A 13,029-nucleotide genomic window follows, 5' to 3' on the forward strand; every position below is an offset into this window, starting at 1 on the left:
AGCACAACCCGGGAAGGACATGAAGCCGACCCCCGGGGAAAACACCAGCCGGCACCGAGCACAGGCCCCGGGAGAAAACACCAGCCGAAAGCCGGGAACGCCACACCGGCGTGCCGACACACAGGGCCAGCCCCACTACCGGCCGCAGACGCCGAAACAAAACGCCGAAGCCCAGGCCGGCCCCACTACCGGCCGCAGACGCCGGAAAAAACGCCGAAGCCCCGGCCAGACAACCACCAAACCAGACCGGGAAAAGCGCCAGAACCACAACCCGGGACACGCAACCCAGCCCAAGCCCACCAGGACACCCGCCAGAAGCCGGGCCGACAACGCAGACACAAGCCCAGGGCCAAGGACCAAAACGGAAGCCCACCGAAAGCACCGAACACAGACCCGAGGAAAACACCACCCACAAGCCAGAAAACGCGCCGACCCAAACCGGAGGAAGCCCCCACCCAAAGACCGGGAAAGCGGGCCCCGACCAAGACCGGAGGAAGCCCCAGACCAAGGCCGGAAAACAACCGGCCGAAGGACAGAAGACGTGTTCGCCTCCCCATCCTCGCGGCAGGCTGCCGCGAGCATCCCCGCCAGCCGCCACGCCCCCCGCAGCCCCGACTGCGGCCCGAACGACGACTCGTCCAAGAGCGGCGACACCTGCGGCCCCGCCTCCAGCATCACCCGGATCACCCCGGGCTGAACAGGGAGAACCTCGCTGGACCGGGAACCAGCGGCACCACAGCCCGCCGCCGGCACTGCCAGCCGGCCAGAATCCCCCTGGTACGGAGCGGAAGGCCCGGGAAAGCGCCGTGCGGACGTCCTCGCGCGCGATGCACGGGGCCTTCGGCCTGCAGGGCGCGAAGGCGCCCGGGGGCCGAGCGCGAACGGGCCAGCAGGACGCGAAGGCATCCCCCGGGCGACGCGACGGCCTGCCCACCACGGCACCAGCAGGAGCCACCACCATGACCACCCACCCCGGCCATCACACCAGCCGGCCCACACACCACACCAGCCACCCCGGCCACCACACCGGTCGGCGCGCCTACAGTGACCGCTACCGCGCTGGTCAGCGGATCGTCCAGCCACCGTCCACCGGCACCGTCGCACCCACCACGAACGAGGCCCGGTCACTGCACAGCCAGGCCGCCACCTCCGCGATCTCCACCGGATCCGCCATCCGCGGCAGCGGAGCCGCACCCCGCAGCAACTCCTCCGCCCCCGGCTCCTGCTCAAGCCACCCCTCGATCATCTCCGTCCGCGTCGTACCCGGAGTGATCGCATTAATCCGAATACCCCGGGCCGCGTACTCCGCCCCCGCCGCCTTCGTCAGCCCCACCACCGCATGCTTGGACGCCACATACGGAGCAGCCACCGGAGTAGCCACCAACCCCGCCGTACTACTCGTATTCACAATCGCACCACCCCGCCCCAACATCGCGGGAATCTCATGACGCAGACAGTTCCACACCCCCCGCACATTCGTATCCATGATCACGTCATACACATCCTCACCCATCTCATGCAACGCCACCTGCCGCGCACCCACCCCCGCATTGTTGAACGCCACATCCAACCGCCCGAACCGGCCCACCGTCCGCGCCACCGCACCCGCCACCTCCCCACCCCGCACCACATCAGCCACCACGTAATCAGCCTCAAAACCCTCCCCCCGCAACTCCCCCACCAACGCAGCCAACCGCTCCTCCCGCCGCGCCACCAACATCACCACCGCACCCTCACGAGCGAACACCCGCGCAGCCGCCGCACCAATCCCACTACTCGCCCCAGTAATCAAAGCGCACTTACCAGCCAGAAGACCCTCCACCACCATGATCAGCAAACTACCCCCAAACACACCCCCACCACCACGAAGCCAAACACATGGCCTAAACCCCACCCCCACACCCCACCCACCAACCCGACACACCCAGCCAAAAACAACCCCCACCCCAGACCCTCCCCCCACCCCAGGCCCCGCCCTCACTCCCCAACAACCCACCCAACACACGCCCCCACCCACCCACAGCACCACAAGCTCACCGCGTAGACAGCCCAGGACAGGAACCCGGAAACACAACACGCCACGAGAAACCCAGGACAGAAACCGGAGACAGGAACCCTAGAACGGAACGGGGAAACGACGACCTCAGGACAACGAACTCAGGACGAGACCCGAGAAGCGGAACGCGAAACACGGGGCGCGGGACGGAAACCCGGGGAGCGAAACGCGGGGCGCGGAGCTTGGGGCGGGGCCCGAGGAGCCAAACGCGGGGCACGGAGATGTGACGCCCAGGACACGCCAGGAGCGGGACACGGCGTGAGGGTCAGGACAGGGGCCCGGGAGCGAGACCCGGAGCCAGAAGCTCAGGGCGGAACCCGAGGCAGAAGCCCAAGACGCCCGCGGCATGAGGACCCAGGAAGCCCGCGGCATGAGCCGACGTCGAGGTCACCGGGGACCAGGCCGCCCACCCCCTGAACTGACCGACCTCACACCACCACGACACAAGAACACTCCACACCCACACCGACACCGCCCGGCACGCACCCGCCAGACCCCGTCAGACCCGCCGGGACCATGCGGCCGAAAGCACCCCCAACAACCCACACAACCAACAAGACTTGCACAAGCAGTAAGACCAGACCCATGGAGCCGCACAGGATCTACAAGGCCCGCACCACCAGCAGGACGTACAACACCCGCAGACCCCCAGCGCCCGTCAGGATCCGCAAGGCCCGTACAACCAGGAGGACTTGAGGCACCCGCACCCGCACCCGCACCCGCACCCGCAGGAACCCACAGCACCCTCAAGTCCCGGGAAACCCGCATCACCAGAAAGACCCGCACCCGCAGCAGGAGGACACACACATGGCAGCACAGCGCATACTCATCACCGGCGGCATCTCCGGATTCGTCGGCTCCCACGTCACCGCACTCCTCACCGCCCACACCCCCCACCCACCTGCACTCCGCCTCCTCGCCCACCGCGCCCAGCCCCCGAAACCCGCCACCACCAGACCCCAACCCCCCATCACCACAACAGACCTGCGCCCCCGCACCACAGACCTGCGGGCCGGAACGCTTCAGCCGCACACCACGGACCTGCACACCCACGGAACAAGCCTGCCCGCCGTCAAAGGAAAGGCGCCAGGCACCGCAGGGACAGCCCCGGACCCGGCAGGAAAAATGAGAGCCGGCCAGACAGCCCCACACCCCACCGCAATCAACCCCCGCCCCACCGGGACACTGCACACCACCCGCCCGCAGCCACCCGCCCCCGACATAGAAATATGGCCCGGCAGCCTCACCGACCCCGCCTCACTACGCGGCGTGTGCGACGGCATCGACACCGTCCTCCACCTCGCCTCCCACATCGGAAACGACCTCCAGCAATGCCGCGCCGTCAACGACACCGGCACCGGCGCCCTCCTCGCCGAAGCCGAACACGCCGGCGTCCAACGCTTCATCCACCTCTCCACCACCGCCGTCTACCGCGACGGCCGCCACGTCGGCCTCACCGAACTCGAAGCGCCCCTCGGACCCACCTCCCCCACCAGCATCACCCGCCTCGCCGGCGAACAACGCGTCCTCGCCGCCGGCGGCCTCGTCCTACGCCCCCACCTCATCTACGGCCCCCACGACCAATGGCTCACCCCCGCCCTCACCCACTTCATGAAAACCCTTCCCCACTGGGTCAACCACGGCCACGCCCTCCACTCCCTCATCAGCGTCCACGACCTCGCCCACATCATCACCCTCCTCACCCACCACCCCACCCTCCCCACCCAACCCATCCTCCACATCGCCCGCCCCCAACCCACCACCACCAAAGAACTCTTCACCACCCACGCCGACACCCACCATCTCCCCCACCCCACCGGCAACATCACCCACACCCAAGCCCAAAACTGGCCCCACACCCACCCCAACTGGCAACGCCACCTCTCCCTCCTCACCACCGACCACTACTACGACACCACCCCCCTCTACACCCACCTCAACACCCAACCCACCACCCCCTTCACCCACGACTACACCACCCACACCACACCCCACCCCACCACCACCACCACCTGGACCACCCACAAAGCAAACCCACCAGCCCACACCACCTGAACACCACAGCGCCACTGCGCTCGGGCGGTGGCCAGCACGTCGGCGGCGGCCTTGCGCAATGTAGGGCAGGCACATCCGGCGCATCAGCCAGTCCCACTCCTCGGGTAGGGCCGGGGCCTGGGAAGACGTCACGGTCGTATGTTCTTTCCGTGGTCTGGACGGGCGCCGATAGGCTCGACGGGTGATCAGATTGGCGGTACGTGGTGACAGCGGGGACTACGTGGCTCGCGCCAAGGCTGGGGTGGTGTAGACCGCCGCCTTCGAGGACCTGGAGTCGGCGGACTTTCCGATGCCCTGGGACCTGACTCCGTAGGGTGTGGCTCTTTCGTAGTGACCTGCTCGGTCAAGCGGTGAGGGCGTATCCGTCCTGGTGGCGGGCCTGCCGAGTGCGGAGATGTTCTTGTTCGATGTGGTGAAGCCAGTACTCATCGAAGTCCCGTTGATGATTACGGCGCGGAGCAGGAGGAGGGCTTCGGCACCCTCGACGCTCCACCGGGCTCCGGTGCTGCCGAAGCGGTTCGCCGGTCATGCCGTGACGGCCCACGGCTGCACGCGGTAGGCCGTCACGGCTGGTCAGAACCTCTCAGTGGCAGGCTTGTAGCGGCTCCTCGCCACAGCGGGGGTGCCTGCCCAACCACCTGGACTTCGCGATCTGCTCCGTCTACGGCTTCAGCAGTTGTAGTTGCCCCGCTGCTGGAATTGGGCCTGGCCTGATGGAATCCTGACCTTGAGGCAGCCTCCGGCGCTGTAGTACCGGTTTGCCGCGATAGACAGGACGGACGAGGTCAGTCCAAGAATTCCGCAAGCAGCAATTCCGATCACGCTCGTCCTGAGGATGCCTGCGCAGAAGCTGAAGACGGCGGTGGCGAGGTAGCCGGCGTCCCGGGCATTTGCGGTCTCGGAACGGTTCAGGTAGATCGTGCCGCAGAGATGCCACCAGCATGTCCACTTCCACCTGGGATCGGCCACCACGGGAAATGTCGGTGAGACGGTGGCGCCCGAGGCGTTGGTGACCGGGGCGAGGTTCACGTGGAGAGTCAGTGTGTTGCCGTTGACGGTGTAGGTCGCCGGCCAGCTGACGCCCGCCGCGTCCGTGGCCCATGGCTTCTCGATGATGGCCAGCTGAGCGGCCAGGGTGTTCCCGTCCGCGTCGGTGGACTCCTTGACGATGCTGACGGCCCCGTCGTCATCGTCGTCACCGGCGACCATTTTGGCACCACTCGGCATGGTCACCGGGAAGTCGAAGGATGTCGGCGATGAGCTGCCGTTGAGGGTGACCAGGGCTCGGAAACCGCCGTCGTCCGTGGGCTGGACCGCGGTGGAGTATCCGCTCTGGGCACCCGCGTAGACGACCGTCCCGGTCGCCGACCGCGTTCCGGTCCCCGTGGCGGGAAGTCCGACGGTGACAGTTCCGGAGCTGGTGGTCACAGAGACGCCGGAGGACGCCGTCCTCGGTACGGTGACGGTGCCGGTCCCTGTGTCGTCGGTACAGGAGGAGACGGTGACATTGCTGGCGTCACTGGTGGTCTTCTGGTTGATGTCGGTGACGCCGGTGACCTTCTCGATGGTGGCGGCGGTCGTTCCGGGGGTGGACGCGGTACTGGTGTCGGGGTTGCCGAAGTAGCTGTAGGCGTCGACCGAGACGGTGACGGGCGAGGCGCCGGTGTTACTGAGCACGACCTGCCCGGCGCAGCCGACGCGCGCGGTGGTGAAGGTACTGACCGGGGTGTTGGCCTGGTAGGAGACTGTGTTGTATCCCGCGTCGGTCAGTCCGGCCGAGGAGACGGTGAGCAGGCCAGCGTCGCTGCTGGTGGCGGTGAGGTTGAGGCCGACCGCTGCGGGCTTGGACGTGGGGATGCCGCCTTGGCCGAGCACGGGTAGGGCGTACTTGTCGCCGGCGGCGATGGTGACGTTGTCGGCGATCCGGGCCGGGGTGAGCGCGTGGGTCAGCGCGCCGGCGGCGGTGTTGGAGAAGTACCCCGTGGCTGCTACCGAGATGGTGACTGGGCTGGAGCCGAAGTTGTTGATGTTCACGATGCCGGAACCGTTGGCGTCCAGCAGGGTGTTGGCACCGATCTTGGCGATCGCGAAGTTCTGGGCGGGGGTGTTTGCCGCGTAGTCGAGGGTGGCGTCGGCGGGGGTGATGTCGCCGGCGGCGTAGACCCGGACGGTTCCGGTCCCGGAGCTCAACGCGGCGACCGACAAGGAGACTGCCTGGACCCCGAGGGCCGGGATCGGCCCGTTGTCCAGTGGCGACATCCGGTAGGTGGAGTTCGCCGCGATCGTGACATTGGTCAGGATCTGGGTGGGCGCGACCGGCACGTAGGTGCTGCCCGTCGTGGAGGAGGAGGTGAGGAAGGTGTAGCCCTGGTTGTCCAGGTACACCCGGGCGGTGGAGGACCCGGTGTTGACCAGTTTGATCCTGCCGTCCGCGCCGACTTTGCTGATCACCAGGTTCGCTCGGTAGTTCGCGGTCCCGTAGCTCAGTGCGGTCGCGGTGGGCTCGGTCTCGTTACTGGCGTACACCTTCAGCGATCCGCTGCCGGTCTCGCCCTCGGCACTGAGGTTGAGCGCCACCGAGGCGAGGTTGGAGGAGGGCAAAAAGCCCTGGCCCGCGACGGCGACCGTGGTTGTGCTGTTCGGCGCCACCACCACGTTGTCCATGATCCGCCCACGGTTCAGATACCACTGCCCCGCAGGGGAAACCGACGCGGCAGCCTGCGCGTGGGTGGCCGGCGCCGCCAACGGCACGAGCACAGCGGCGGCCAGACTGGCCACCGTTGCCAGCCAAGCAACCCCTCGGCGGCTGCCGACAGGTCTGACCGGTTGCATGGCCGCCATGGCAGCACCCATCCATTTCCGTCTACGTCGAACGGTCACGTGAATTCCCCTCAAGAGGGCGGACGGACCAGAGGCGCCGCCGCCGGTCAGATCGGACCGCTCCGGAGACGGGCGATCGCGGATTGTGGTTTTGATCCCATCCAAAGCAGAGCCCGCCCGAGGCGTTGTTGCCGTGGGTGAAAGTTAGCTGGAGGGGCCGTTGCCTCTCGCCCAACCGTGGGTTGAACTGCGCCTGCAACCAGGGTGGTTGGCGGTGTACAACCTGGGGTGTAGCTGGGGCGGAAAGCCCACTCCCGGCTCCGCATCCCGGTGCCCAGCACCAGGCGGCCCATCGCCGCATTCCGCCCCGGAGACCGGCCGCGGAACGTCGAGCCCTCCAGCGCCTGCGGCGGCGGGTCGCCGAGCTGACGCAGGCGATCGAGCACGAGGAAGCGATGCTGTCGCGTCTTGTGATCACTCGGGAGACGGTCACGGAGATCCTCGGCCAGGCCCCGGCCGAAGGTGCGGGCCCGGGCGCGGGAGAATCGTTGACTCAGGTCGGACAGGAGTCCAGGGCCTCTGCCGGCTCGCCGAGCGCGGCTGGCTCGGCCTTGAGGGACCGGGGATGTTCGTGCTGCCGCCGCAGGCGGCCGGGTCCGTCGCGCGGAGTGTGGGGAAACCGGCGCGCTGACGGGCTCTTCCTCCTACCGTCGAAAGTGCGACCAATCGATGCGCCAGGAAGAAGAGCCCGATGGAACGGTACGACACTGCTGTGGCAGCTGACCCATTTGCCCGCGCGACGATCTGTTTCCAGGAGTTAACCGGAGTGCTCGGCTCCCTGGGGGCGGGCCGGCTCACCCACGACGAGTTGGAAGACCTGTTCACCGAGCGCGGCCGACAGCTGATGCGGAAGTTGCTGCAGGACCACCTCGACCTGCGTGCCCTGCGGGAGGAGGCCGATCATGCCGCCGCTGCCGTGGTGGTGGACGGGCGGGCGCGCGTCGAGCGGGGCCACGAGCGGGCCCTGGCCACCGAGGTGGGCCCGGTCACCGTGCGCCGCCTGCCCTTCAGGGCTCCAGACAAACCGAAGAGCTACCCGGCCGATGACGCCCTGGCGCTCCCGCTTACCCGGCACAGCCTCGGTCTTCGCCGCCTGGCGGTGATCGAGGCGGCTCGCGGCTCCTACGACGACGCGCACCGGGCGGTCGAGCGCCGGTGCGGGCAGGTGGCCGGCAAGCGGCAGCTGGAGAAGCTGGTCCGGGCCGCCGCGGTGGACGTGGCCGCCTTCTATACGAAGCGCACCCTGGTGCCGTCCACGAGTGAGGTGCTGCTGGTGCTCTCCGCCGATGCCAAGGGCATCGTGATGAGACCGGACGCGCCGCGGCCGGACACCACGAAAGCCGCGGCGGGCAAGAAGCGCGGACGGGGTGTCTTCCGCACTCGCCTCGCGTCCGGGAAGAAGAGCTGCCGCAAGCGGATGGCCGCGCTGGCCTGCGTCTACGACGCCGCCCCGGCACCCCGGCGCCGCACGACGTGATCGCCGTGCCCGGTGGCCGGACCGGCGGCCGTGCGCTGCGCAAGGGACCGCGTGCCCGGGCCAAATGGCTGACCGCTTCGGTCGACCGTGACGCCGCCGCGGTGATCGCCGCCGCGTTCGGCCAGGCCGAGGCCCGCGACCCCGCCCACCGGCGGTGCTGCGTGGTGCCACTGCTGCTGGCAGAACTCGACCGGCTTTCCGCCGCCCGTGGCGGTGGCTGACTCGCACAGGCCCGCGAGTTGTGCCAGGCCGTCCAACGTGGCGCGGTGGCCCAGCCTGTCCGCGTGCGCAGACTGACTGACCAGGAGGGGCAGAAGCGACAGCAGATCGTGCGCCGGGGCAGCACCAACTCGGTGCGTTACTGACTTCGGCTCGTCAGGGTGAACTTTTGTGAAGCCCCTGATGGTCCAGGGGTGGTGGCTGTATCCCGTGGTGTGTGAGGTATGCGGATGGGGGCGGGCTGGCTGCTGAGGGACGGCTGCGCCGGGAGTCGGTATGTTGCCCGGCGCTGAAAATGCCGACGAAGGCGGCGTTCACGATGCCGACGGGGTGTGACGGCGAAGCCCCGCCGGTGGGCATCCTGGCGGGGTCGTCGGTAAGGTGTCGTTTTCTTCGGCCAAGTGCCGGTGGTTCGGCCCGGGGATCAGCGCGAGCGCCAATCGCCCAGGCCGCGATGCCGGCTGCGGCCTGATCTCACAAAGCGGTCTGCAACGTCACTGACTGACTCGCGAAACCGTTCCGTTCGTAGAAGCGGATCGCATCGGCGTTGCTGGAGTACGCGGTCACCTCGGCGAGTTCGGCCCCCGCTTCCTTCGCCCAGGCCGAGAACTGCGCGACTAAACGTGCTCCGAGTCCGCCGCGGCGGTGGGCCGGCTGGACATACATGCTCACGAGTGTCGCGATCTTGACCGGCCTCATCGCAGGTCCCTCAGCCACGGACCCGGTGAGGTGTCCGACGACCTGCCCGTCGCAGTCCGCGACGAGAAGGAGCCTGGTCGGGTCGTCTATGCCGGCGGCGAAACGTGCAGGTCCGAACTCGCGAGGCCAACTCACGTCGACGCTCGGATCTCTCGTCCCGGCATCTTCGGCAAACAGCGCGTTACTGCACGCGACCAGGCCATCCACATCGGCTGGTTGGGCACGGCGGACGATGACCGCATGCTGCTGATCACTCATACCGCGTGACGGTAGCTCAACGCACTGACATCCACCTGTGCTCTGAGACCGGCGGGACACCGGGAAGTGTGAAACGGACATCTCAGTCGCCGACAACCTCGCTCACGGACACGCGGGCGGCGGCCTCGTCGACCAGGTTCTTACCGGTGGCGAACGCGGCGACCAGTGCCTGCAGGGCAAGGTTGTTGACCGCCCGGGGATAGCCGCGCGGGGTCGTGTGGATCAGCGTGAGGGCGTCCTCGGTGAACAGTTGGTCCGGGCGCCCGGCAATCTTCAGGTGGTGGGCGACGTAGCTGGTCGTCTCGGTCGAGGGCATGCCCGGCATCGTGTAACGCAGAGCAGTCCGCTGCTCCAGAGCGGCCAGGAGGCGAGCTTCATGGTCCGTCTCAGGGTGGGCTGGCCGACCAACAGGCAGGACAGTGGGGAGTCCTGGTCCATGCCCTGATTGGTCGGCATATGGACGGTTTCCAGCTGTTCGTAGGACAGCAGGTGGGCCGCGTCCGCCTCTGCCGTGAGCACCGGCGCCTCCATGCGCTGCACGGCCCTCCCGGACTCGGCCAAGAAATCGTCGGGAGGGCCTTCGCATGCCCTCCTCATCGGCAAGGTGTCGCCGCCAACGAACACCCCGACCCCACCGGCATGCGTCCGAATCCGTCGGCACACAGCATGCCTTCAACTCACCACCCACATAGGCATCTTGAGTGTCGTTGAATAGTCGGTACGGCTGCAGGCGGCCGAGTTGTTCGAGCAGAAAATCGAGCCGTCAGAGGTGGGCACAACGCCTGCGGGCGAGCCCGAAGTCGGCCTGCCAGTGGCACCAGTTGTGGCGGGAGGGCGATGTGCGGGCTCTGGCCTCCCGTGGCCCGAGCGGATCCCGGTGCCGTCTGTCCCCGCGCTGTCTGGAGAAGCTGGCCGCGTATTTGGAGCAGGGCCCTGTCGCGCACGGCTGGATGGAGGACCAGGTGTGGACCGCGGCGAGAGTGGCCACGCTGATCGGCAGGAAGTTCCACGTCTCCTACAGCCTCTCCGGGGCGACGAGGCTGATGCACCGTCTCGGCTTCAGCCCGCAGGTCCCCGCCCGGCGGGTCGCCGAGCGTGACGAGCAGGCCGTCATCGTCTGGAAGGAGGCCACCTGGGACGAGGTAAAAGAGCCCGGGCGGCCTGCGGAGGCTACATCCGTTTCGAGGACGAGGCAGGCTTCACCCGCCGGCCGCCCAAAGGACGCACCTGGGGCCGACGCGGAGTGACCCCGCAGGTGACGGTCAGTGGACGACGCTCGGGACGCCTGTCCGTGGCCGGGCTGATCGCCATGCGGCCCGGCTCCCGCACCCGGGTGTGCCACCGCCTGCGCACCCACCCCTCGGGCAAGGGCAGACGCCGCAGCCTGGGCGAGCGCGACTTCATCGCGCTGATCGACGGCACCCACCAGCTCGTGAAGGCGCCGATCGTGTTGGTGTGGGACCGCGTGAACACCCACGTCTCCCACGCCACGCGTGAGCTGATCGCCGAGCGTGCATGGCTGACGGTGTTCCTGCTTCCCGCATACCCACCCGACCTCGATCGGGTGCGGTTGGTTTCGAGTGAAGCTGGGGTTGTGCAGCACATGGCATCGCGGGCTGTAGGGGCACGAAAGGGGCGGGTGGCGGGTGTGGCCGGTTGCCGACGCGGCCGACCGTGCGCGGTGGGAATACACCCCGTTCGTGAGCGTGGGACCGCTGCGTTTCGGTATGAGCTACGAGCAGGCGGCCGTTGCTGGGGAAGCCCAGGGGTTCATCTGCACTGTGCTCCAGAGCGAGACGAGGCACGGCGCCCTGACTCGTTCCCCCAGTCAACGCTTACCCCCAACAGCGTCTTACCCACCATCCGTCGTCGGGCGACGCGAAGGGGTCGGGCCAGGTTTTGGCGATGTAGAGGTCGTCGAGCGGTTTCACCAGATGCCGCAGTTCACGCGCCGCCCGTGGCGGAAGAGCGTGCATTGCCGCTTCCAGAACTGCCCGCTCGTCGGTCGTGTAGAAGGGGTTGCACATGGGGCAACCGCAACCGCCGGAGAGAGCACGACCGGGGCGGCGGGCTGTTCGTGACCACTGCTGCAAGGCCTGGGCTATCGCCCCAGGCCAGAGCCGATCGTGTTCGAGGCGGGAAACCGCGCCGGCAAGCTTGCCAGAGCCACGGGGTAACCCAGGCGTTGGTGTTCCACGCGTCTGCCGCCTCGGGTGACGTCCGGCGGCGCGGACTTGGGACGGCCGATTACGCGGCATCGTCCTTTCTGAGCTTGTTGTTCACGGGGCGAGTATGCCGGATCCGGGGACTGCTTCGCACCCCGGATTGGGCGTCGGACGGGTCGTCTCGCCAGTGCGCCGGGGCTTGGTTCCCTGCTTGTGGTGGGCGGGTCGGGTGTAGGACTCGCCGGTGGTGAGGACTCGTCCGACGTCGTAGCGGGTGGCGGGTTGTCGGTTCTTCGAGCCAGGCGGGCGGCCGGGGGCGCGCCTGGTGGGTTGCGGTGCACCAGCTGGCGTGCCCGTCTTCGCCGGCAGGTTCCTGAACCCCCGCCTCACTCGGGCCGGGGTGAGCCTGTTCGGTTCCGCCGGCCGCTCCCACGGCCACGGAGGTGTCTCGCGAGCGAGCGAGGCGGAGCTGAGCGGGTGCGGCCAGGACGAGCCAGGTCCAGTGGTCGGCTGCTTCCGGATCCCGCAGACGGGGCCTGGTCCAGCCGAGCGTCTGCTTGAGCAGCCGAAACGTGTGCTCCACGTCGAACCTTCGCGGGAATACCTGCCAGCACCGGTCGGCGTCGTCATGGCGCCACCGGTGCCGTCGTCCATGGCGCCACCGGTGCCCGACCAACGGGCGTGCACCCCGCCACTGGGCAGTTTCACGACTGTCAACCGGATCACGGTGCCCTCGATGATCGGCAACGGCCCGCGTGGTCGAGCCACGCCGCCCAGCGGGTCAGCCGGAGGGGGAGCCGGTGCCAGGCTTGTGCGGTGGCGGTCCCGTATCGGTCGGTGTTGGGGACGGAGACCGCGGTGGCCTCGCCCCACGTGGCCGGGTCACCGAAGACGAACTCGCCTCCGTGCTTGGGCGGGCGACCTCCTTGCGGAGGGCAGATCCACGGCACAGGGACGAGCTTGCGCATGACCCGGTCCGAGCGGAGCCGGCCCGGCACCTCGACGGGAAGCTCCGTTCTCAGCTCCTCAGGATCCAGTGTCTCGTGTGTCCAAGATCAGGCGTCAAGGCCCAAACGACAAGCCAAGACTTCGCCTTGCTTCGGTTGGGGCTGATGGACCGCCCCAACCGAAGGTCCAGGACGCGGGGTTAGGAGTAGTCGCCGCGTGCGGCCCGGCGCGGGATGCCGCGTTCCCGGCCTGTCTGGGTGCCGAGTTGTCCT

8 protein-coding genes and 2 pseudogenes are annotated in these 13,029 nt (G+C 68.1%); 5 read left to right on the forward strand and 5 right to left on the reverse strand.

Annotated elements, in window-relative coordinates; translation table 11 throughout:
* Positions 1-541: 541 nt before the first annotated feature.
* Complete coding sequence (locus AC07AZ_RS27370) at positions 542-697, forward strand: hypothetical protein (protein WP_478852245.1); 156 nt, start codon at positions 542-544, stop codon at positions 695-697.
* A 366-nt stretch (positions 698-1,063) separates the two neighbouring features.
* Here AC07AZ_RS27370 and AC07AZ_RS27375 read toward each other — a convergent pair whose 3' ends face one another.
* On the reverse strand, positions 1,064-1,828 hold the full coding sequence (locus AC07AZ_RS27375; protein ID WP_478852247.1) for a glucose 1-dehydrogenase: 765 nt from the start codon (positions 1,826-1,828) through the stop codon (positions 1,064-1,066).
* 1,353 nt (positions 1,829-3,181) lie between these two features.
* Between AC07AZ_RS27375 and AC07AZ_RS27380 the strand changes: the two genes are divergently transcribed.
* Positions 3,182-4,111 carry an NAD-dependent epimerase/dehydratase family protein gene (locus AC07AZ_RS27380; protein WP_478852448.1) on the forward strand — a complete coding sequence of 310 codons (930 nt, stop codon included), beginning with the start codon at positions 3,182-3,184 and terminating at the stop codon, positions 4,109-4,111.
* A gap of 669 nt (positions 4,112-4,780) precedes the next feature.
* On the opposite strand, the gene AC07AZ_RS27385 is transcribed toward AC07AZ_RS27380, so the two are convergent.
* Positions 4,781-6,775: a hypothetical protein gene (locus tag AC07AZ_RS27385; protein ID WP_478852249.1), complete on the reverse strand. Its 1,995-nt coding sequence runs from the start codon at positions 6,773-6,775 to the stop codon at positions 4,781-4,783.
* A 982-nt stretch (positions 6,776-7,757) separates the two neighbouring features.
* Here AC07AZ_RS27385 and AC07AZ_RS27390 point away from each other — a divergent pair.
* Positions 7,758-8,468, forward strand: a complete 711-nt coding sequence (locus AC07AZ_RS27390; RefSeq protein WP_478852251.1) for a hypothetical protein — start codon at positions 7,758-7,760, stop codon at positions 8,466-8,468.
* Positions 8,465-8,689, forward strand: coding sequence for a hypothetical protein (locus AC07AZ_RS27395; protein WP_478852253.1), 225 nt, complete (start codon positions 8,465-8,467; stop codon positions 8,687-8,689). The genes AC07AZ_RS27390 and AC07AZ_RS27395 overlap by 4 nt, the downstream gene beginning before the upstream one ends.
* Positions 8,690-9,161: 472 nt before the next feature.
* Here the strand turns inward: AC07AZ_RS27395 and AC07AZ_RS27400 are convergent, their stop codons facing one another.
* The gene (locus AC07AZ_RS27400) at positions 9,162-9,644 is read right to left on the reverse strand and encodes an N-acetyltransferase family protein (RefSeq protein WP_478852255.1); all 483 of its coding nucleotides are present in this window, start codon (positions 9,642-9,644) and stop codon (positions 9,162-9,164) included.
* A gap of 82 nt (positions 9,645-9,726) precedes the next feature.
* Positions 9,727-9,960 (reverse strand): hypothetical protein, encoded by a 234-nt coding sequence (locus tag AC07AZ_RS27405; protein WP_478852257.1) that lies wholly within the window; start codon positions 9,958-9,960, stop codon positions 9,727-9,729.
* Positions 9,961-10,359: 399 nt separating this feature from the next.
* On the opposite strand from AC07AZ_RS27405, the pseudogene AC07AZ_RS27410 reads away from it, so the two are divergent.
* Positions 10,360-11,220: pseudogene (locus AC07AZ_RS27410) on the forward strand (IS630 family transposase); the annotation flags it as partial.
* A gap of 703 nt (positions 11,221-11,923) precedes the next feature.
* Here AC07AZ_RS27410 and AC07AZ_RS27415 read toward each other — a convergent pair.
* Positions 11,924-12,831: pseudogene (locus AC07AZ_RS27415) on the reverse strand (transposase); the annotation flags it as partial.
* Positions 12,832-13,029: the final 198 nt, after the last annotated feature.

Source organism: Streptomyces sp. NPDC043878, assembly GCF_056435735.1.